Origin of the sequence: Citrobacter sp. Cb023 (assembly GCF_030336805.1) — a bacterium.
Taxonomy (GTDB): domain Bacteria; phylum Pseudomonadota; class Gammaproteobacteria; order Enterobacterales; family Enterobacteriaceae; genus Citrobacter; species Citrobacter braakii.
This window is the reverse complement of the sequence record NZ_JAOWCV010000033.1, coordinates 302838-325172: the sequence shown is the minus strand read 5'-3', so window position 1 is coordinate 325172 and position 22335 is coordinate 302838. Positions and strand designations below refer to the sequence as shown.

Genomic DNA, 22335 nt, shown 5'->3' with positions numbered 1-22335 from the left:
GAAAGAGATGTCGATAAAAACCAGCGATGTAGAATTTAAACTGCGCATTCGTCAGCAGATAGAAGATCCGATCATGCGCAAAGCCGTGGCCAATGCGCAGGAGCGTATTGGCGCAAATCGACAAAAAATGGTCGATGAGTTAGGCCACTGGGAAGACTGGCGCGATCGTGCCAGCCAGATCCGCGATCACGTGCTGAGCAACCTCGACGCTTACCTGTATCAACTCTCCGAGAAAGTGACGCAAAACGGCGGCCACGTCTATTTCGCCAAAACCAAAGAAGAGGCCACCGCCTACATTCTGCAGGTCGCGCGCAGCAAAAACGCGAAGAAGGTGGTGAAGTCCAAGTCGATGGTGACCGAGGAGATCGGCGTCAACCATGTCCTGCAGGATGCGGGAATCCAGGTGATCGAAACCGATCTCGGGGAATACATCCTGCAATTGGATCAGGATCCACCTTCGCACGTCGTGGTCCCGGCTATTCATAAAGATCGCTATCAGATCCGCCGCGTGCTGAACGAGCGTCTGGGGTATGACGGCCCGGAAACCCCGGAAGCCATGACCTTGTTCATTCGCCAGAAGATCCGCGAGGATTTCCTGAGTGCCGAAATCGGTATTACCGGCTGTAACTTTGCCGTGGCGGAAACCGGTTCAGTATGCCTGGTGACCAACGAAGGCAACGCGCGCATGTGCACCACGCTGCCGAAAACGCACATTGCGGTGATGGGCATGGAGCGTATCGCGCCAACCTTTGCTGATGTGGATGTGCTGATCACCATGCTGGCGCGCAGCGCCGTGGGCGCTCGTCTGACGGGCTATAACACCTGGCTGACCGGCCCGCGTGAGGCGGATAACGTGGACGGACCGGAAGAGTTCCATCTGGTGATTGTCGATAACGGTCGCTCGCAGGTGCTGGGCTCTGAGTTTCGCGATGTGCTGCGCTGCATCCGCTGTGGGGCCTGTATGAACACCTGCCCGGCGTATCGCCACATCGGCGGACACGGCTATGGCTCGATCTATCCCGGCCCTATTGGCGCGGTGATTTCTCCACTGCTCGGCGGCTATAAAGATTTTAAAGACCTGCCGTACGCCTGTTCCTTATGCACGGCCTGCGACAGCGTCTGCCCGGTGCGTATTCCGCTGTCAAAACTGATCCTGCGTCATCGTCGGGTGATGGCCGAGGAGGGCATTACCCCGAAAGCCGAGCGACGGGCGATCAAAATGTTCGCTTATGCCAATAGCCATCCGGGGCTGTGGAAAGTCGGAATGATGGCGGGCGCGCATGCGGCAAGCTGGTTTATCAATGGCGGGAAAACCCCGCTCAAGGTTGGCGCGATTGGTGACTGGATGGAGGCGCGCGATCTGCCTGATGCTGACGGCGAGAGCTTCCGCAGCTGGTTTAAGAAACATCAGGCGCAGGAGAAAAAGAATGGATAACCGTACCGCGTTTTTAAACACCATCGCCCAGGCGCTGGGTCGCCCGCCGCGTTTCGAACCGCAAGCGGATGCCGCGCCGGTTAACAATTATGCCAACGAGCGCCTGACCGAACTTAGCCCACACCAGCGCTGCGATGCGTTTATCCAGTTCGCCAGCGAAGTGATGCTGGCCCGCTGTGAACTGACTCGCGAGGACCAGGCCGCAGAAGCAGCGCTACGCCTGTGTGAAGAATTGGGTCAGCCGGTAGTGCTGAGCGGCGACAGCCGGCTGGTGGCGCTGGGCATCACCGAACGTTTGCAGCAGGAATGCAACGCCGTGGTCTGGGATCCGGCGCGAGGCAGCGAAAATATTACCGAGGCCGAGCAGGCGAAAGTCGGCGTAGTGTATGCCGAGTATGGCCTGACCGAGTCCGGCGGCGTGGTGCTGTTTTCCGCGCCGGAGCGCGGGCGTTCTTTGAGCCTGTTGCCGGAGTCCTCGATTTTCGTGCTGCGTAAAAGCACCATCCTGCCGCGCGTGGCGCAACTGGCAGAAAAACTGCATCAGAAAGCGCAGGCCGGTGAGCGTATGCCGTCGTGCATTAACATTATCAGCGGACCCAGCTCGACGGCGGATATTGAGCTTATCAAGGTGGTTGGGGTGCATGGCCCGGTGAAGGCGGTGTATCTGATTATTGAGGATTGTTAAGGCAGGAGAAAGAACCGCTCTGGCGCTGTGGGCCAGAGCGGTATCGACGTTATGCAATCATGCTGATGATCAACACGATAATCAGACCAACCACGGAGTTCACCAGCTCCAGCAGACCCCAGGTTTTCAGCGTATCCTTCACCGACAGGTCAAAGTAGCCTTTGAACAGCCAGAACGAGGCATCGTTGATATGGGTCAGGGTGTTGGAGCCAGCCGCCGTCGCCAGTACCAGCAACGCCGGATCGACGCCCACCAGTTGACCGGTTGCCGGGTCGAGAATGGCTGCGCTGATAATCCCCGCTGCCGTCATGGCTGAGACCACGCCCTGACCGGTTGCCAGACGAATAAGCACGGTTATCAACCACGCCATGATGTACGGAGAAATATTGCCGTGCGACATCAGCATACCGATGGTATCGCCAATGCCGGTATCAATAATGGTCTGCTTCAGTACGCCGCCCGCGCCGATGATCAGGATCACCATGGCGATGCTTTTCACCGCGTTTTCAAAGGCGTTCATCACCCACTGCATGTCGTGACCACGCGCGGTACCAAACAGCACGAAGGCGACAATCATGGCGATAAACATCGCAATTGGCGAGGAGCCTAAGAAGTTGACCACTTCCCACGCCTGTGTTCCTTTCACCAGCCAGATGTTGGCGATGGTGGTGGAGATCATGATGATCGCCGGGATCAGCGGAACCAGAATAGAGATGCCGAAAGACGGTAGATTGTTCTGGTCAACCGGTACGTCGGCCTTCATGAATGACGGCGTCGGGCGATCGAGGTTGCCGAGGAACTTCGGCAGGATAAGCCCGGCGCAGATCACGCTCGGAATAGTCACCAGAATACCGTAGATGTAGACCATACCCATGTCAGCGCCGTAGGCGTTAACCAGCGCGACCGGACCAGGCTGCGGCGGGAACAGAGAGTGGGCGGTGGTGGCGGCGGCAACGGCAGGAATCGCCAGCTTGAGGAACGGGATCTTCGCTTCTGCGGCAATGACGATCACCAGCGGCGCCAGCATAATAAACGCCACTTCATAGAACATCGCCAGGCCGAAAATCAGACCAATAATGATCACCGACAGCTGTACATAGCGCAGACCGAGTCGCGCCAGCAGCGTATGAGCAATCTGATGCGCCGCTCCGGAATCGACCATCAGCTTACCGATGACTGCCCCGAATACCACGATAATCGCCAACTCACCCAGCGTGCTGCCAAAGCCGGATTTCATGGTGTGCAGCAGCGCCATTAAGTCCATACCCGCCAGCATGCCGACCGAGAGCGCCGCCAGCAGCAGGGCGACCATCGAGTTTATTTTGAATCTTAGATTGAGCACCAGCATCAGACCGATGCCGAATACGACCCACAGAATATTGAGAACATGCATATAACGTCTACCTTTATTGGTTGAACTATTATGATTTTGGTTGATATGTTATCTGTATTGGTTAACCATTGATGCGATGAATGTCACATTGCGTTACATGTTTACATCTTTACTGCGCTTCCTGGCCGCAAAATGGCGATATAATCAGCAAAAATCGTGATTTGGTTAACCAATTCATTCCTTCAGGTTGACATGTCATACCAAAAGGAGGAATTTATGTGCCATATCGTCGAGTCCATAACGTAAATGAGGAATAAAAGATGGAACAGACATGGCGCTGGTATGGTCCTAACGATCCGGTCACCTTAGCGGATGTACGTCAGGCGGGTGCCACGGGCGTGGTCACCGCCTTGCACCATATCCCGAACGGGGAAGTGTGGACGGTTGATGAGATCCTAAAACGCAAAGCCATTATTGAGCAGGCGGGCCTGGTCTGGTCGGTCGTCGAAAGCGTACCGATCCACGAAGACATTAAAACCCGTTCTGGTAACTATCAGCAGTGGATCGCCAACTACCAGCAAAGCCTGCGTAACCTGGCCCAGTGCGGCATTCGTACCGTGTGCTACAACTTCATGCCGGTTCTCGACTGGACCCGTACCGACTTGGAATACGTCCTGCCGGACGGCTCCAAAGCGCTGCGTTTTGACCAGATTGAATTCGCCGCCTTTGAGCTGCACATCCTCAAACGTTCGGGCGCGGAAGCGGATTACACCGCCGAAGAGATTGCTCAGGCGAATGAACGCTTCGCCACCATGAGCGATGAAGACAAAGCGCGTCTGACCCGCAATATCATCGCCGGTCTGCCGGGCGCGGAAGAGGGCTATACGCTTGACCAGTTCCGCCAGCATCTTGCGCGTTATAAAGATATCGATAAAGCCGCACTGCGCGAGAACTTTGCCGTCTTCCTGAAAGCAATTATTCCTGTGGCGGAAGAAGCAGGCGTGCGGATGGCGGTACACCCGGACGATCCGCCGCGCCCAATCCTCGGCCTGCCGCGCATAGTTTCCACCGTGGAAGATATGCAATGGATGGTCGATACGGTCAACAGCATGGCGAACGGTTTTACCATGTGCACCGGCTCCTACGGCGTCCGGGCGGACAACGATCTGGTCGACATGATCAAACAGTTTGGCCCACGTATTTACTTCACCCACCTGCGCTCCACGCTGCGTGAAGATAACCCGAAAACCTTCCATGAAGCGGCGCATCTTAACGGCGACGTCGATATGTACGAAGTCGTGAAAGCGATCGTTGAGGAAGAGCAGCGCCGTAAAGCCGAGGGTAAAGAGGACCTGATCCCAATGCGTCCGGACCACGGCCACCAGATGCTTGACGATCTGAAAAAGAAAACCAACCCAGGCTACTCCGCGATTGGTCGCCTGAAAGGGCTGGCGGAAGTGCGTGGCGTTGAGATGGCTATCCAGCGCGCTTTCTTTAGCCGCTAAAGCGAGTTGCCGGTCACCTGTTTGGCCGGCTTTTTCTTTTCTCTTCCGTTGGTCATTCAACGGGTTCTGGAGTTCACGATGACAACGACAATTGCCAATAGCAACCTGCCGGTTGCTCGCCCTGCATGGGACAGCTCGCGCCTGCAATCCCGCATTGTTCACCTGGGATGCGGCGCATTTCACCGCGCGCACCAGGCGCTGTACACCCATCATCTGCTGCAAACCACCGACAGCGACTGGGGGATCTGTGAAGTTAACCTGATGCCGGGTAACGATCGCGTCCTGATTGAAAACCTGCGCAAACAGCAACTGCTGTATACCGTGGCGGAAAAAGGCGCGGACAACACCGTGCTGAAAGTGATTGGCTCGATGAAAGAAGCGTTGCACCCGGAGCTTGACGGCTGTGATGGTATTTTACAGGCTATGGCGCGCCCGCAGACGGCAATTGTCTCGCTGACGGTCACGGAAAAAGGTTACTGCACCGATGCTGCCAGCGGACAGTTAGATCTCAATAACCCGCTGATTAAACACGATCTGGCGAATCCAGGCGCGCCGAAATCGGCGATTGGTTACATCGTACAGGCGCTGCATCTGCGTCGTGAGCAAGGGCTTGCGGCCTTTACCGTGATGTCTTGCGATAACGTGCGTGAAAATGGTCATGTGGCGAAAGTCGCAGTGCTGGGTCTGGCGCAGGCGCGCGACCCGCAGCTGGCGCAGTGGATTGAGGCTAACGCCACTTTCCCGTGCACCATGGTAGACCGCATTGTTCCGGCGGCGACGCCAGAAACGTTGCAAGAGATTGCCGACCAGTTGGGCGTGTACGATCCGTGTGCTATCGCCTGTGAGCCATTCCGTCAGTGGGTTATCGAAGATAACTTTGTTAACGGTCGCCCTGACTGGGATAACGTTGGTGCGCAGTTCGTTGCCGATGTGGTGCCGTTTGAAATGATGAAACTGCGAATGCTCAACGGCAGCCACTCTTTCCTCGCGTATTTGGGCTATCTCGGCGGCTATGAAACTATCGCTGATACCATGACAAATCCGGCGTACCGCAAAGCGGCATTCGCGCTGATGATGCAGGAGCAAGCGCCGACGCTGTCGATGCCGGAAGGCACCGATCTTAACGCCTATGCGATGCTGCTCATCGAGCGTTTCAGCAACCCATCACTGCGTCACCGCACCTGGCAGATTGCGATGGACGGCAGCCAGAAATTGCCGCAGCGCCTGCTGGATCCGGTGCGTCTGCATCTGCAAAACGCCAGCGACTGGCGTCACCTGGCGCTGGGCGTGGCGGGCTGGATGCGCTACACCCGTGGCGTGGATGAACAGGGGCAGGCCATTGATGTTGTCGACCCCTTGCTGGCTGAGTTCCAACGCATTAACCAACAGTTCCAGGGGGCCGAACGCGTGGCGGCGCTGCTGGGGCTGAGCGGCATTTTTGGCCATGATCTGGCGGAAAACGCTGATTTTGTTGAGACAATTATCGCGACGTATCAACAGCTGTGTGAACACGGCGCACGCGAGTGCGTTGCGGCGTTAGGCGCTGACGCATAATCCCCGAAGTATGACGGGTCAATCAAAATGCTGATTTGGTTGACCCGTTTTCTGTTTTTGGCTTCCCGCAAATGCTATAGTTCAGGCGAAAAAATGTTTTTTGTAGGCTTGATAAGATGCGTCAGCGTCGCCATCAGCCAACGGCATAGGTGCCGGATGGCAGCGCATGTGCCTTATCCGGCCTACGGATCTGAATTGACGCATCTGACGGACATAACACGATGAAATCGAACACTTCTCAACAAAGACCCTACCAGGAAGTGGGTGCAATGATCCGCGATCTGATTGTCCAGACGCCGTACCAGCCCGGGGAGCGTTTGCCGCCGGAACGTGAAATTGCTGAGATGCTCAATGTCACTCGCACGGTGGTTCGCGAAGCGTTAATTATGCTGGAAATTAAAGGTCTGGTGGACGTGCGCCGCGGCGCCGGGATCTACGTACTCGACAATGCAGATGTGCAGACCATCGACAGTACGGATGTCAATCATTGCAATGACGCGGGCCCGTTTGAGCTGCTGCAGGCGCGACAGCTGCTGGAAAGCAATATCGCCGAATTCGCCGCGCTGCAGGCTACGCGTGAAGATATCGTTAAAATGCGCCAGGCGTTACAGCTGGAAGAGCGGGAGCTGGCCTCCAGCGAAGCGAACGGTTCTGAAAGCGGTGACATGCAGTTCCATCTCGCCATAGCCGAAGCCACGCATAACAGCATGCTGGTGGAGCTGTTTCGCCAGTCATGGCAGTGGCGTGAAAACAACCCGATGTGGATCCAGCTCCATAGCCACCTTGACGATACCCATTACCGTAAAGAGTGGATGGGTGACCACAAACAGATCCTGGCGGCATTAATCAAAAAGGATGCCCGCGCAGCCAAGCTGGCAATGTGGCAGCATCTGGAAAACGTCAAACAGCGCCTGCTGGAGTTTTCAAATGTTGATGACATCGACTTTGATGGTTATCTGTTTGATTCCTGGCCGCTGGATAAAGTTAACGCCTGATTTTCCTTCCTCTCCCATGCGGGCTGTTGCAGCCCGCGCGACACTTTTCAGCACAAAAGTTTATTGCATAACAACGCTTTTTTCTCGTCATGAACGTCACGTAAACAAAGCTTTCCATCACCTCAGATGATGATTTTTCCTCCGTCGTTATGCGGTGAAAATTGATTTATATCAATTAAAAACAACTTATTTTTGCATGCGAAAATAAGTTGTTTTTACCTTATTTTTACCTTTCCGTGCTTATTTTTAGACAAAACGGGCCTGTGTTAAGTGAGAATCAAACTGATTTACGCGGTGGTCAGAGCGAGGCAGCCTGGAATAACAGTGCATAAAAACAGGCGCTTCACGGAAATGTAGACATTAATAACGGCACGTAACTTATTGGCTGTAATGATGTTTTGATTTGAGGTCATGTTTATTGTCAATAGTTCTGGCTTTTTTAATCAAATGAATAAAAGTGAATATATGTAAAGTTAAAATTACACATTATTCTATAATCAAGTTATCTTTCATTTGAAATGCTGTTCCAGTTTTTTGTCCGTTATTAACAGTTTCATTACTATTGTCACTGTATTTTGCCGTTGACATGTTTTTACACTGACTGCATATTTCATCGCCATAAGCGTGTTTGCGTTCAGGAGATGATAATGCCCTCTCGAGATTACCCCGATATTAGAAAGGCCAGGGGTACCCGTTCAAAAGATATGGTTCTTTTAAGTGCCCGTGTCGATACCTCTCTGTGGGAATATGTTCGTACGCTGGCATTTGAAACCCGTAAAAGTAAACAAGATATTATTGCCGAAGCAATAATGTTATATCGCTCTGTTAATGAGAGCGTAAGCGAAGAATCCAAGTAATTACTCTCTGTTCGGGTTTTATTTAACCCAAAATGATATGTGTCTTGCCACTTTATTATTACCTTCATTGGTGTGTTAGAGGTTTTCCCCTTTTCCATAGGGGGCTTTTTTATGCGGGTATTCTGCCTTCATAACAAAGTTGATAGCAAAATTCACAATTAAAAGTGAGTAATAACATGAAAAAGTCAGCAGTGGCATTAGCTGTAATGGTATTAGGGGTAACCTCCGTTCATGCAGCGGAAATTTATAATAAAGATGGCAACAAACTGGATCTGTACGGCAAAGTAAAAGCGGTCCATTCCTGGACTGGCGGCACCGATGCCGACGGTACATACGCGCGTCTGGGTTTTCGCGGTGAGACACAAATCAACGATCAACTGACCGGTTATGGCCAATTTGAAAGTCAGTTTGATGCCTCTAAAGCAGAAGGTTCTCAGAATGGCGTCAATACACGTCTGGCGTTTGCTGGCCTGGATTATGGCCATGACGTTAGCTTTGACTACGGTCGTAACTACGGTATCGCTTACGACGTGGGAGCTTACACTGACACTCTTTCAGAGTTCGGCGGCGACTCCTTTGAAGATGCTGACCGCTTCCTTACTTCACGTACTTCTGGCGTTGCAACACTCCGCACCAAAAATCTCTTTGGAGCCGTTGATGGTCTGAACATTGGTGCGCAATACCAGGGTAAAGGTGATGCCAACTCGGAAGACCCGACAAAACCTAATTTGACTAAGCAGCACGGTAACGGCTACGGCTTCTCCCTGGGCTATGACAACATTGCGGATTCCGGCGTGTCTGCTATTGCGACCTACACAAATAGTTCAATCACAGCAGCCCAAAAGAAAGGCAATAAAGACGGTAAATGGGATGGCGAAAACGCAGAGTTCTGGGGCGCGGGTCTGAAATATGATGCTAATGCCATCTACGTCGCGACCATGTACGGCGAGTCCCACAACCTGATTCAGGATGCGGATAAAGCTGAGCACTTTGAAGCAATGGCTGCGTATGTGTTTGATTTTGGTCTGCGTCCGAACGTGGGTTACGTTCACGCGCGTGACAACAACAATAATGACCTGACTGAATACGTAGCGTTGGGCACGGATTACTACTTCAACAAAAACATCGTGGCTGATGTGGGTTACAAAATTAACCTGCTCGACGGCAAAGACGACGACAACCAGGTTGTTGCGGGTCTGACCTATCAGTTCTAAGTTTTTGTTCTGATATGCAAAAGGCGTCTTAGTTAAGACGCCTTTTTTAGCTCTGCCGTGTTTAAACTGGCTGACTCTCTTTCACCTGTCCACCGCTAAACAGCCATTGCCAGATGCCCACTTTTACCCATGCGACCACGCAGAGAATCAGGTAAAAAAGTGGATTATGCGTAATGGTAACGTACATGACCTCCATTAAATCCACATGCAAATTTCCGGCAATTGCCATATTGATAACAAAAATTGAGGCTACCGCGCTGGCCAGTAAAATAAATACGGCCTGAAGCTGGGTTATCTCTGGTAACCTGCCAGAGGCCCATTGCCATAAAAATGTTGTTGTTAACAGGAATATAAGAAACAATCCTAACGCGCCAAACAGGCCAAAGTCTTTATAATCCTTTAGCGTGCCAATTAAACCCACCAAAATAATTAACCCCAGTAGTATTTTTTTAAACCATGACATGTACTTTTCCCGAAGATAGTGTTGATGCTGAGTTAATATGTCCATTTTTACGCATTTTAAATTGAGTTTATAAATGAACAGCCGGGGATTATAAATTGTCTGGCGGGTAATTGCCGATTATTTGTGGTTTATTAAATGTTGACATTTGATTGCGGACTAATCCTAAGATACCTGTTTATAAGGTTGTCGATTATACCCTTTTTGGGGGAGGCGAAACGCTGTTTGTATAATTGTGTGAGGCTGATCAGTGCCGCAATAAACAAGGCGATGGCACCGCATAGCGTGGCATTAACGATCGCTTGAGCGCCGCTTCCCAGCAGGCTGGTTAATAGCGGTCCGAGTATTTGCCCAATGCCGTAAGTCAGGGTGACCAGGCCCAGCAGATTAATATTGCGCGGTACGCTAAGTTGACGGGCGAGCGGCATGACCAGCGAAGTGGTCCCCATAAACGTTGCGCCAAAACCCACGCTGCTTATCACCAGCAGCGGCAAGGAGTCGCTGGCGAGCGTCATGACCACGCAGGCGCTTTGGATCAGTAAATTCGCCGTCAGGCATTGCAATACCCCCCAGCGTCGGGCTGCCCACAGCCAGGCGAAACAACCCGGAATAATCGATATGCCGACCAACGACCAGAGATGGGCCGTCAGCAGCGGCGACCCGGCACTTTTCGCCATCAGTGGCAGGTATGTAGCGACAATGATGTAGCCAAATCCGGCCAACCCATACAGTAGCGCCAGCAGCCACCAGGACATAGGCTGATGCTCTGTTTTTACCGGTGCTGCGGCGGGGAGCGCATGGTCGCGAGATGGCAGGAGCATAACGAGTAGCACAAAGAATACAGCGGAAGCTGCCGCTGCCCCCAGCCAGAGCGTGTGCGATGACAGCGCAAAATGCAGACCGCTGATGACATATTCATTGCCCAGCAAAATGCCTGCGCCAACGCCGGAGAACAATGCGGCGATCACGAAGGGATGCCGGGTATGATGCAGGACGATCATCGAACCAAAGATCATCATACCGGCACTGGCGACGCCTGCCAGAAAACGGATCAGCATCACCAGCGCGGGTTGCTTAACGCTTGCCATTGCCAGAATCAACGCTGCGGTAGCGAGCGCAGAAGTTAACAACATCGGGCGTAAACGTGAGGGAAGATGGAAGAGCCCGAAGGAGAAGAGCAGGCTTCCCGCCAGATATCCGGCGTAGTTGGCGCTGGCAATCCAGGAGAGCTGGTCAAACGTAAACTGACCTTCCGACAGCAGTACCGGGAGCATCGGCGTATACAGAAAGCGTCCAATTCCCATGCCCAGCGTTAAGACCAGCATGCCAAAGAGCGCGACGCTGATGGCATGACGATTTGAATCGGGGCTTCCCTGGGACATACGGACTCTCATTTCACGCTGTTAGTTTGATAATTGTTATATTACATGTGCAAATGATAATGAAAAGTAAAATAAAAACAGGGATTTTACTTTCTCCTTAAAAATTCGCCAGCGTCAGCAGGGAAGGAATTTGCGACAACAGATATAACACCAGCCCAATAGAACCGCCGACCAGCGTGCCGTTGATGCGGATAAACTGTAAATCTTTGCCGATGTTTAGCTCAACTTGCTGCGACATATCGCGCGCATCCCAGCTTTTCACCGTGTCGCTGATGTGGCGCGTCAGGAAGGTGGCGAACTCCGGCGCAACTTTATACGCGGCCTGCTCCAGATGCCCATTCAGTGAGGCGCGCAGGGCGCTGTCGGCAACCAGTGTTTCGCCGAACCACTGTCCGGCGCTGGCGATGCGCTGCTTCACGCGCGAATCGTCAGCGTTAATGTCGGTTTTCACCCACTGGCGCAGGTCAGCCCACAGTTCGCCAAGATAACGGTTGAAGGCTTCGTCTTCCTTCAGATAGTTTTTCATGCTTTCGGCCCGCACGGCCATCTCCGGATCGTGTTTGAGCTTATCGATTAGCTTAAACGTGGCGCGATCGAAGGCGTGGCGGATCTGATGCGCCCGATCGTGGCTGATGTCATCCAGTAAGGAATTAACGGCATCAGACACCAGTTCGGCGCTGTGCTCGCCCAGCCATTCAGTCGGCAGGATCTTCGCTTTCAGCGGATGCTCGGTCTCCAGCCAGTGCACGATCTGTCGGGCGATAAACGCCCGCGAACTGTCGCGCTGGAGCAGGGCGATAAGTTGGGCGATCAATGTGTCGAGCAACACCTGATGGCGATTGTTTTTGGTCATGCTTTCCAGCATCAGCGCGCTGGTACCGGAGAGATCGACCTTGTCGATGGCTTTGTGCACCGCCCGCTTGATCAGCCGCTGAATGCGGGCGTCGTCGGTGAGTTCGAGAAAACCGCTCATGATCTGCAGCAGATGCTGGCCAATTCGCTGGGCGTTTTCCGGCTGGCTGAACCAGTTACCGATCAACAACGCCGGTTCATGGCGGCGGATCAGGGCGATCAGGGACTGGGTGTCGAGAAATTTTTCCTGCACAAACTGACCAAGATTCTCCCCGATCCGATCCTTATTGCGCGGGATAATCGCCGTATGTTGCGAGATAAACGGGATTGGTACCCGTCGAAAAAGCGCCACCACGGCGAACCAGTCCGCCAGCGCGCCGACCATCGCCGCTTCGGCGATCGCTTTGATCCCGAGCACCCAGAAGTTAGGCGGCAGAAACAGCGTGATGACGAAGGTAGCGGCGGCAATCAGCAGCAATGAGAGCGCCAGTCGCTTGGCGCGTTTGAGTTCAGCAATTTTATTCATAGGCTTAAGGATAGAGCCAGACGGGGGGAGCGCGCAAAAAATGTGGAGCGCCTCCCATTTTCAGGCGAGCAAAGCTTACTCCGGGATCCAGTTGTCCCAGGCGGGTAAGGGGCCGAGTTCCGCCACCAGAAAATCGATAAACGATCGCACCTTCGGATTGCTGTACTTACTGGGAAAATAGAGCGCATACAGGGCGTGGGTTTCGCAGGTGATGGTGCCGTCGAGCATCAGCGGCGTTATCTCTTCTTTTTGAATATGATCGCCAATCAGATAGGTGGGCAAATACGCCACTCCCTGATCTTCTAACACCGATTTCAGCAATACCAGACTGCTGTTGGCCTGGATAGGCATATGCAGTTTTAACTGATGCAGACGATCCTGTTCATCCGCCACCTTCAGCACTGGCGTGAGACCTGGGTAAACCAGGCAATCATGATTGACCAGATCGCTACGACGCTGGGGCATGCCTTTTTTGGCAAGGTAGCCGGGTGAGGCGCAGTACGCCCAGCGGACAGGCACCAGCTTGCGCATTGCGTAGTTCTGCGGTGGTGCGGTGGAGATTCGCAGGGCGATGTCGAAATCCGTTTCGTTCAGATTCACGAAGTTATCGTTGAGATCGATATACAGATTCACATCTGGGAACTGGGAACGATATTTATCCACCAGGTTCACCAGCCGGGAATAACCAAACGCAATTGAGCAGGTTATGCGTAATTCACCCTGCGGGCTGTGGTAATAACCGGAGGTGGTATTCAGCGTTTCATCGAATTCTTTCAAAAGCTTATTGGCGCGGTTAAAGAGATATTGCCCGGCATCGGTCAGGGTAATACTGCGGGTGGTACGTTTAATTAATGTCGTGCCTAACGTATCTTCCATTGCCGCCAGGCTTTTGCTGACCGCAGATGGCGAGACGTTGAGTTGAGCTGCGGCTTCTGATAATCCTCCGCAGTCGACGATTTTAATGAAAAACTCCAGATGCTTGAGTGAAATCGGCGTACTCATAGTTTCCTTTTATTCACAAGTGATTTGCAAAAACGGTACGAATAGGCCGTTACATTCGCGTTTTAAACATGCAACTATTGAATCACAGGAAACAACTTGCTGGCAAAATGAAAAAATAACAACTTAGGTGAGTTACGTCACAAAATAAAAGGAGGCGAAACGGAAACTCATCACATTGTGAATTTAATCTCATTAAATATTATTCTAAAGGTACCGATTATGTGGTCACGACTCGAACCCTACAGATCGTCGATTATTTTATTAGTTGCTCTGGTGATTGGCGGCTTATTAGGTATTTATGCCCCCTCGTTTGCAAGTAAACTCCAGCCAATCGGCCAGATATTCTTAAATCTGCTATTTATGATTATTGTGCCGCTGGTGGGGATCAGCGTCATGTCTTCGATCGCCAGTATGACCGACCTGAAAAGGCTGGGGCGCATTATGGCGATTATCTTTATTGTTTCGATCGCAATGGCCTTTATTCCGGCTGCCGGGATCGTTGCGCTGGCGCTATGGTATAACCCGGCGCAGGGCGTCACTATCGATCTTTCGCAGTCGGTGCAGGCGGGCAGCGGTAAGATGGATTTTGTCAGCATGATCACGACCAGCGACTTTATCGGACTGTTTTCTAAGTCCAATATTCTGGCGCTGATTGTGATGGCGATTATTGCTGGTGTGGCGATTGGTCAATCGGATCAGGCCGGTAAGCGCATTGCGTCGCTGCTGGAAGATGCCAATACCGTGATCATGAAGATCGTCTCAATCATTATGAAGGTTGCACCGATTGGCCTGGGCTGCTATTTCGCTGCCACTATGGCCAGTCAGGACTCTGCACTGCTGCTGACCTTTGCTCGCGCCATCGGCCTGTTCATGGTGGCCACGCTGGTCTACTTTGTTTTTGGCTCGATTCTCTATTCGTATATTGGCGGCGGGATTCCGGCGGTCAAAGCCTTCTGGCGTAATGCGATTGAACCGTCTGCGACTGCGCTGGGAACCTGCTCTTCGCTGGGGACTCTCCCGGTGACGCTGCGTGCCGGTAAGGCGATGGGGATTAACCCGGAAATCGTTGATGTCTCCATTCCGCTACTGGTTAACCTGAACAAAGGTGGCGTGGCGATGATTGCCGCGCTGAAAATTGTCTTTATCTATTCCGTGCTGGGCATGGAGTTCACCACCGAGACCTTCTTCCTGACCATGCTGATTGCGGTGCTCTCCGCCATTATCGTCGGCGGCGTACCGGGCGGGGCATTCCTCGGTGAAATCTTTATCGTCACTACGCTGGGCCTGCCAATGGAAGCGATCCCGATGTTGGTAGTGCTGGGCACGATTACCGATGCGCCTGCCACACTGATTAACGTTATCCATGATTTGAATGCGGCGCAGATTGTTGAACGGTTCGCTGGAAAAAAGCAGACCAACACTGAAATAAACTCTACTGCTGCGGTGGTATAGGTTTCACACGGATTAAGAACAGGAGATGTTATGAAAGACGCAATGAAGCTTGAGACGCAATTAGTTGTTGCGGGTCGCGACAAACGCTACACCCAGGGAGCGGTGAATCCGGTTATCCAGCGCGCCTCTTCGCTGGTGTTTGATACCGTGAAAGACAAAAAATTCGCCACCGCCAATCGCGCAAATGGCGAGCTGTTTTACGGTCGTCGCGGAACCTACACCCACTTTGCCTTCCAGAAGGCAATGAGCGAACTGGAAGGCGGCGTTGGCTGCGCGCTTTACCCGTGCGGCGCTGCGGCGGTGACCAATGCGATTCTGGCGTTTGTTCAGGGTGGCGATCATATTTTGATGACGGGCGCGGCCTACGAGCCAACCCAAGATTTTTGCAATAAGATCCTGAGTAAATTCAATGTGGAAACAACGTATTACGATCCGTTGATTGGTGCTGGTATCGTTGATCTTCTGCGTCCGGAAACGAAAGTTGTATTCCTCGAATCGCCAAGTTCGATCACCATGGAAGTCCAGGATGTACCGGGGATGGTGAAAGCTATCCGCGCGGTTAATCCGGAGATTGTCATTATGATCGACAACACCTGGGCGGCGGGTGTGCTGTTCAAAGCGCTGGAATATGGCGTGGATATTTCCATTCAGGCGGGAACGAAGTACACCATCGGTCATTCGGACGGCATGCTGGGCACGGCGGTGTCCAACGCTCGTTGTTGGGATCGTCTGCGCGAGAACTCCTATTTGATGGGGCAAACGCTGGATGCCGATACGGCCTACAACGGCAGCCGTGGATTGCGCACCCTGGCGGTACGTCTTAAGCAGCATCAGGAGAGCAGCATCCATATTGCCCGCTGGCTGTCGGCAAGGCCGGAAGTGGCGCGGGTGAATCATCCGGCATTACCGGAATGCCCGGGGCACGAGTATTTTCAGCGTGACTTTGCCGGAAGCTCAGGCCTGTTCTCGTTTGTGCTGAAAAAGAGACTGACCGACGAGCAGATGGCGAATTTCCTCGATAACTTCTCACTGTTCCATATGGCCTATTCGTGGGGCGGATTTGAGTCGCTTATTCTGGCGAATCAGCCGGAAGAGCTGAACAGCATTCGCCCAGCCGGAGAGGTAGATTTCAGCGGCACACTGGTCAGGGTGCATATTGGCCTTGAGGATATTGGCGACCTGATTGCCGATCTGGAAGCAGGGTTTGCGCGCATTGCTTAAGATAATGTGATGGTTGCCGGATGCGGCGCAAGCGCCTTATCCGGCCTATCACTACGACATAGGCCGGATAAGCGTCAGTGCCATCCGGCAGGTTAGTTTTCAGTGGCTAACGTTGTTGTTTCATGCTGGCGAACCCGCTTCAGTAAGCCTGCCAGGGTAAAGACGACAGCAATACCCGCCGCAACCGCCAGCAGATGAAACGAAATCCTGCCGCCGTTAAACCACAGCCAACGTCCGATTTCGACAGAAACCGCCATCACCGTCAGGATGACCATATTCAGCGACGCCGAGACCGTACCCTTCGGTAAGTTGTTGGAAAACAGCGTAAAGCGGAACAGCGTCGGAAAGATCATACCAATGCCAAACGCATACAGGCTGGTTCCCAGCACCGACCACAGCCAGACGTGCGGCCACAGCAAATTGCCGACAATCAGCACCGCCAGTCCGCTCAGTTGAATGGGGGCCGCCCGCCAGATAAAGCGTGGCTGGGTTGGATCCTTCACAAAACGAACAACCACCATATTGGCGACGATTACCGCGCCAAACACCGGTGCCTGCGCCCAGGCAAACTCTGATGTGCTCATCCCGCCAGCGTCGATCAGGATCACTGGCGAGACCGCCACCCAGCTCATCATCGGGATATAGCTTAACGACAGCGTGGCTGCGCCAAACAAGAACACCCGGTTACGGAAAACGTCGCGGAAATCACGCAGTACGCCGCGTGCACTGAACGGCACCGCGCCGCGCTTAACGGTTTCCGGCATTGCTAACGCTAGCCCAATCAGGGCGATAAGCCCCATGGCGGCGATAATGGCGAACAGGATTTTCCAGTGTACAAAGTGCAGCAGCGCTGCGCCGGAGAGCGGGCCGATAACCGGCGCAACCAGCACAATGGAGGTGATTATCGCCATTAACTTTATGGCCTTCGTTTGCCCAAACGCTTCCTGCACCGTGACATAGCCAACGGTAGCGATAAAGCAGATGCTGGTGCCCTGTACAAATCGGGCGACCAGAAATTGCGTCATTGAGGTGGTCAATAGCGTGGCAGCGCAGGCGAGCGTAAAAATTAACGCCCCCGCAATCAGCACCGGTCGACGGCCAATCCGGTCGGAGAGCGGTCCCAGCAACCATTGCAGCGCCATGCCGCCAGCCAGATAGAGGCTCACCGCAGCGGGGGCCAGGCTGACGTCGGCGTTGAAATCACGCACCACATTGATGATGCCTGGCTGGATCAGGTCCGTCGACAGATAGGCGGCGAAGTCATATAAAATCAACGCGACAGGAAAAAATAGCGTCGTGGTGCGTTGGGAGAAAAACGCGAGAATCCGTTGCATAAAACAGCTCCTTTTCGGGAGAAAACCCTCAACGGGAATAGCGAAATTCAATACCGTCTTTGAGACGTCAGACTGATGACAGAAAAAAGCAGACTGCAAATGTACTGAATTTCATGTAATCAAAAACGCTGCCTGCGCGAGGCGCAAACAGGAGAAACGTTTTCAGACTCGGGTCAGAAAACGTAACGATTACAGGTAACAATCAGCACATCGCACCTCGGGAAGAATTGGTTGAATGGATAATAGCCACCCAAAGTGTAATGCGGATTGGATATTAATTAAACGAGTTTATCCGCTTTATTTGCAGAAAATCGTCACGCTTATCAGAAAGTGACGCTCTGCAGAAAACGCAGCGCGATCGCACTGCCGAAGACGATCAATACGCCGCCGGCGATACGCTCGATCCACAATATCCCTCTGGTTAACCGTCGCTGGATCTGCGGTAAGCCGATGAACATCACGATCAGCAGATCCCAGAACAACACCACGCTGGTCATCCAGATCCCGCTCATGGTTTGTTGCAGCAGCGTCACCGACGGGCCGAGCAGGGCGGTCATCAGCGCCAGATAGAACAGCGCATTTTTTGGGTTGAGCAACGACGAACCTAATCCCAGCAGCAGCTGTTTGCCAAATCCTGGACAGGTAGACTGGGCGTCTGCTCCGGTCAGGGTTTGCGGGCGGCTGCGTATCAGTAGGCTGCCAATCCATAATAAATAGAGCGCGCCCAGCAGCTCAATAACCGTAAACAGCAGGGGAAGCTGGCGCAGGATCCCCCAACCAATAATCGCCAGCAGGATATACAGCCCGTTGCCGATGGCGATCCCCACGCACAGCCCGGCGCTGCCGCGCATCCGGTAACGTACGGCGTAACCGACCAGTAAAAAGAAGTCCGGCCCTGGGCTGAGTAGTGCAACAAAATGCGCCAGCGCCAGCGCGGGAAAAGCAGACGGAAAAAGTTCAGCAAGCAGCGACATAGCGACCTCAGAAAATGAAACAGAGATCAGCGTACGCCTGACGCAACGCTAATTATTGTCTGATATTGATCGTCCCAGTGCGTACTGACGCGGTGTGGCTGCTGTGTAGCGAACAAAGGTGCGATGGAAATGGCTCTGGTCGGCAAACCCGCTCTGGTAGCCGACATCGACAATCTCGTCCCCGGCCCGTAACCGCTGACGGGCATAGTCAATCCGCATCATGTTCAGATAATTTCCCGGCGTCAGCCCGATGTCCTGCTTAAAGGTCCGAATCAGCGTCTCTTTACGCATGTGACACTCATCTGCCAGCTCATCCAGCGAGGGTGGGGAGTGCAGACTGGACTGCAACCGCTCGCGCATATACTGGCTGGTGACGCTTAGGTTTTCCGGTGTTACCGACTGCAATGGCAGCGAGCGCAGCAATGCTTGTGCGGCATCAGTTATCTGCGTCGTTTGCCGTTGCGGCATGAGCGCCACAAGGTGCATGTAGCACTGGAATAATTGCGGATCGCGGATAACAGGAGTGCGCGTGCAAAGCCGTTGATTGCTGTTCAGCGCTGGCAGATGGGCAAGGCACCACCGGGCATCAAGATAAAGCATGTGATAGCTGCGAAATTGCCCGTTGACGGGATTACAGCTGTGAGGTGCCAGTGGTGGGATCACAATGAGATCGCCCACCTTCAGATGGTATTCCTTGTCATCGCACAGGCAGCAGGTTCCTCCCTCGAGAATTGCCCCAATCGAGAGCTGAGAGTGGTGATGGCGCTTATAGGCCTGCTGACTTTGCCAGGTGCTGCGCAGCTCCAGCCACGGCAGTTGCTCATCACGCCAGAACGATTGTGGAATATCTCGGGTATGCGTCACATCGTGTCCTCCATGAAAGTGATGATTTGTTATAGCACAGGCCCTGCGGTGAAAAAGCGGGAATGTGCATTGAGGTCGTGATTCTGCGTGATACGTTCCAGACAAATGCAGACGTTACAAAGGGGCGTTTTTATCCCGGAAATCGCCTCGCAAAGAGAGAAAGTTACAGGTGAGAGTGTGGTTTACCAGCGCTACAGTCACGGCATCTTATTTCCAGGTGATGGATCGCCATGAACAAAGCACCGACTTCCACCCCGCATGATGCGGTCTTTAAAACGTTTTTGCGCCACCCTGAGACAGCTCGGGATTTTCTACAAATACATCTTCCCGCTTCGCTGCGCGAACTTTGCGATTTTCAGACGCTGAAACTCAAGCCGGATAGCTTCATTGAAGAGGATTTACGCGCGCACTATTCCGATGTGCTGTGGTCCGTGAAAACGACGGAAGGTGATGGCTATGTCTATGTGGTGATTGAACACCAAAGCACACCGGATGCGCATATGGCATTCAGGTTGATGCGTTACGCGGTAGCGGCCATGCAGAAGCATTTAGATGCCGGGCATCAGCAATTACCGCTGGTGGTGCCGATGTTGTTCTATCACGGTGCGAAAAGCCCGTATCCTTATTCCCTATGTTGGCTGGACGAGTTTGCTAACCCGAAGCTGGCTCGTCAGCTGTATGCTGTGGCGTTTCCACTGGTGGATATTACAGTTATCCCGGATGACGAAATTGTGCAGCATCGACGTATGGCGCTGCTGGAGTTAATCCAAAAACATATTCGTCAGCGCGACCTTATGGGGCTGGTCGAGCAAATTGTTTCCCTGCTACTTACCGGACTGACTAATGACAGCCAGATAAAGACGCTGTTTAATTATATTTTACGAACTGGCGATGCGCCTCGATTCAGTGAGTTTATTCGTGAGGTTGCCGAACGTTCACCGCAGTATAAGGAGCATTTGATGACGATCGCCGACAGATTGCATGAGGCAGGGCTACAAAAAGGCAGGCTGGAAGGGTTACAGGAAGGACGACAAGAAGGGCTTATAGAAGGACGACGTGATGAGGCGCTCCGTATTGCCCACACTATGCTGGCAGACGGTATTGATATCTGCACGGTACAAAAAATTACCCGGCTTTCCGCAGAAGATATTCAGGGTTTAAGTCATTAGATATGAGTTAAATCGCATAATCGCCTGGCCGAAATCACCGGGCGGTCCGGTTTACTCTATCGCCATCTTTACCGCCTCGCCGAGCTTTTGCATCACTTCCTGATGCTTCTCGTTTGGCGGCAACGCGCAGTTAATGCGCACGCAGTTGCGGTATTTTCCGGATGCGGAGAACAGCGATCCCGGTGCGACCTGGATTTTCAGGCGACAGAGCTGCTTAGCGACGCAGACCATATCGACCTGGAGCGGCAGCTCGACCCACAGCATAAAGCCGCCTTTTGGTCGGGTGACGCAGATCCCGCAGGGAAAATATTCCCGTACCCAGCAGGTGTAGATCTCCATATTACGCTGATAAATCTGGCGCATACGCCGGATATGCCGATGGTAATGACCTTCGCGCACAAAGGAGGCTGCTGCCAGCTGCGTAGCGGGAACGTTAGTACCAATGACGGCGTACTTCATGTGTAGCAGTTTGTTGTAATAGCGACCGGGAACCACCCAACCCACGCGCAGTCCGGGGGCTACGGATTTGGTAAACGAACTGCAGAGTATTACCCGGCCGTCACTGTCCCAGGAGTGGATCGTACGCGGGCGCGGATACTCTGTGGCCAGTTCGCCATACACATCATCTTCAAAAATGACGATGTCGTGACGCTGGGCGAGGGCGAGCACCGCCCGCTTACGCGCATCCGGCATAATGAACCCGAGAGGGTTGTTGCAGTTGGGTACCAGCAGCACGCCTTTGATCGGCCACTGATCCAGCGCCAGCTCCAGCGCTTCAATGCTGATCCCGGTATCTGGATCGGTTGGGATCTCAATCACCTTGATCCCCAGGCCGCGCAGTAGCTGCATTGTGCCGTAGTAGGTGGGGGATTCAACGGCGACAATGTCCCCTGGCTGACAAACCGCCAGCAGCGCCAGCGACATTCCGCTCTGGCTCCCGTTGGTTATCACAATATCATCGGCGTTGAGGACTGAACCGCTGTCCAGCATCAGACGGGCGATCTGCTGGCGTAGATCCTGGCTGCCGGGAAGCTTGTCGTACCCCAGCACTGCCTTCAGGTTATGCTGCACTACGCGGCTGAGTTCGCGCCAGAGCGGTTTCAGGCTCGGTTGACTGACATCTGGCGCGCCGCTGCTGAAGGGGATCACAGATTTATCGCTATGCCCTTTTAGCATATCCAGCACCAGATCCCACTGCGTTATCTCGACCGGACGCTGCACCGGGCGCGACATCGGCGGCACGGGCGGCTGTGCCTTTTGTGGTGCGACAAAATAACCGGAACGCGGCTGCGGGGTGATCAGCTGTCGCTGTTCCAGCATCTGATACGCCTGCTGGACGGTGCTGATACTGACCCCGTGCTCCTGACTCAGGTTACGTACCGAAGGCAGTTTTTCGCCATGGCGATACAACCCCTGCTCAATGCGTTCGGCCAGCAGATTGGCCAGATGTTGATAACGCGTCATGCTGTATCCCTCATGGGTACCATACAGATTAAAAAACCAGTACAGATTGGCGTGAAA

General features: G+C 53.2%; 18 protein-coding genes and 1 pseudogene. 10 read left to right on the top strand and 9 right to left on the bottom strand.

The features are described 5' to 3' along the window. Positions 1-7 precede the first annotated feature (7 nt). Together OGW44_RS10000 and OGW44_RS09995 are read left to right on the top strand one after the other, a co-directional pair. Positions 8-1435, top strand: coding sequence for a LutB/LldF family L-lactate oxidation iron-sulfur protein (locus OGW44_RS10000; protein ID WP_016151552.1), 1428 nt, complete (start codon positions 8-10; stop codon positions 1433-1435). Further along, positions 1428-2120: a LutC/YkgG family protein gene (locus OGW44_RS09995; protein WP_019078288.1), complete on the top strand. Its 693-nt coding sequence runs from the start codon at positions 1428-1430 to the stop codon at positions 2118-2120. The genes OGW44_RS10000 and OGW44_RS09995 overlap by 8 nt, the downstream gene beginning before the upstream one ends. A gap of 49 nt (positions 2121-2169) precedes the next feature. On the opposite strand, the gene gntP is transcribed toward OGW44_RS09995, so the two are convergent. Then, the gene (gene gntP, locus OGW44_RS09990; protein WP_019078289.1) at positions 2170-3513 is read right to left on the bottom strand and encodes a gluconate permease GntP; all 1344 of its coding nucleotides are present in this window, start codon (positions 3511-3513) and stop codon (positions 2170-2172) included. Between the two features lie 260 nt (positions 3514-3773). Here gntP and uxuA point away from each other — a divergent pair, with 260 nt between their 5' ends. From uxuA to OGW44_RS09965, 5 genes are all read left to right on the top strand, one after another. After that, complete coding sequence (gene uxuA, locus OGW44_RS09985) at positions 3774-4958, top strand: mannonate dehydratase (RefSeq protein WP_016151555.1); 1185 nt, start codon at positions 3774-3776, stop codon at positions 4956-4958. A 78-nt stretch (positions 4959-5036) separates the two neighbouring features. Continuing rightward, positions 5037-6512: a fructuronate reductase gene (locus OGW44_RS09980; protein WP_185654766.1), complete on the top strand. Its 1476-nt coding sequence runs from the start codon at positions 5037-5039 to the stop codon at positions 6510-6512. 221 nt (positions 6513-6733) lie between these two features. Continuing rightward, a complete protein-coding gene (uxuR, locus tag OGW44_RS09975; protein ID WP_185654765.1) occupies positions 6734-7507 on the top strand; it encodes a Uxu operon transcriptional regulator in 774 nt (257 codons plus the stop codon). A gap of 647 nt (positions 7508-8154) precedes the next feature. Continuing rightward, positions 8155-8364: a hypothetical protein gene (locus OGW44_RS09970; RefSeq protein ID WP_047358398.1), complete on the top strand. Its 210-nt coding sequence runs from the start codon at positions 8155-8157 to the stop codon at positions 8362-8364. A gap of 176 nt (positions 8365-8540) precedes the next feature. After that, positions 8541-9578, top strand: coding sequence for a porin (locus OGW44_RS09965; protein ID WP_016151559.1), 1038 nt, complete (start codon positions 8541-8543; stop codon positions 9576-9578). A gap of 61 nt (positions 9579-9639) precedes the next feature. On the opposite strand, the gene OGW44_RS09960 is transcribed toward OGW44_RS09965, so the two are convergent. The 4 genes and pseudogenes from OGW44_RS09960 to OGW44_RS09945 form a co-directional block, all read right to left on the bottom strand. Next, positions 9640-10041, bottom strand: coding sequence for a hypothetical protein (locus OGW44_RS09960; RefSeq protein WP_016155598.1), 402 nt, complete (start codon positions 10039-10041; stop codon positions 9640-9642). Between the two features lie 215 nt (positions 10042-10256). Further along, positions 10257-11420: pseudogene (locus tag OGW44_RS09955) on the bottom strand (MFS transporter); the annotation flags it as partial. Positions 11421-11517: 97 nt separating this feature from the next. Continuing rightward, the gene (locus tag OGW44_RS09950) at positions 11518-12798 is read right to left on the bottom strand and encodes a DUF445 domain-containing protein (protein WP_185654764.1); all 1281 of its coding nucleotides are present in this window, start codon (positions 12796-12798) and stop codon (positions 11518-11520) included. Positions 12799-12873: 75 nt separating this feature from the next. Continuing rightward, complete coding sequence (locus OGW44_RS09945; RefSeq protein WP_016151563.1) at positions 12874-13800, bottom strand: LysR family transcriptional regulator; 927 nt, start codon at positions 13798-13800, stop codon at positions 12874-12876. Between the two features lie 219 nt (positions 13801-14019). Between OGW44_RS09945 and OGW44_RS09940 the strand changes: the two genes are divergently transcribed. Both OGW44_RS09940 and metC read left to right on the top strand, forming a co-directional pair. Further along, entirely contained in the window at positions 14020-15252 is a 1233-nt protein-coding gene (locus OGW44_RS09940) for a dicarboxylate/amino acid:cation symporter (protein ID WP_003019196.1), read from the top strand. A gap of 30 nt (positions 15253-15282) precedes the next feature. After that, a complete protein-coding gene (metC, locus tag OGW44_RS09935) occupies positions 15283-16473 on the top strand; it encodes a cystathionine beta-lyase (RefSeq protein ID WP_016155600.1) in 1191 nt (396 codons plus the stop codon). A 92-nt stretch (positions 16474-16565) separates the two neighbouring features. Here the strand turns inward: metC and mdtM are convergent, their stop codons facing one another. From mdtM to OGW44_RS09920, 3 genes are all read right to left on the bottom strand, one after another. After that, complete coding sequence (gene mdtM, locus OGW44_RS09930; RefSeq protein WP_185654763.1) at positions 16566-17807, bottom strand: multidrug efflux MFS transporter MdtM; 1242 nt, start codon at positions 17805-17807, stop codon at positions 16566-16568. 323 nt (positions 17808-18130) lie between these two features. Then, positions 18131-18781, bottom strand: coding sequence for a LysE family translocator (locus OGW44_RS09925; protein ID WP_094168652.1), 651 nt, complete (start codon positions 18779-18781; stop codon positions 18131-18133). Between the two features lie 48 nt (positions 18782-18829). Then, positions 18830-19645: a helix-turn-helix transcriptional regulator gene (locus OGW44_RS09920; protein ID WP_172860610.1), complete on the bottom strand. Its 816-nt coding sequence runs from the start codon at positions 19643-19645 to the stop codon at positions 18830-18832. Positions 19646-19875: 230 nt separating this feature from the next. Here OGW44_RS09920 and OGW44_RS09915 point away from each other — a divergent pair, with 230 nt between their 5' ends. Continuing rightward, a complete protein-coding gene (locus OGW44_RS09915; protein ID WP_172860611.1) occupies positions 19876-20814 on the top strand; it encodes an Rpn family recombination-promoting nuclease/putative transposase in 939 nt (312 codons plus the stop codon). A 51-nt stretch (positions 20815-20865) separates the two neighbouring features. Here the strand turns inward: OGW44_RS09915 and OGW44_RS09910 are convergent, their stop codons facing one another. Further along, complete coding sequence (locus OGW44_RS09910; protein WP_172860613.1) at positions 20866-22278, bottom strand: aminotransferase-like domain-containing protein; 1413 nt, start codon at positions 22276-22278, stop codon at positions 20866-20868. Positions 22279-22335 lie beyond the last annotated feature (57 nt).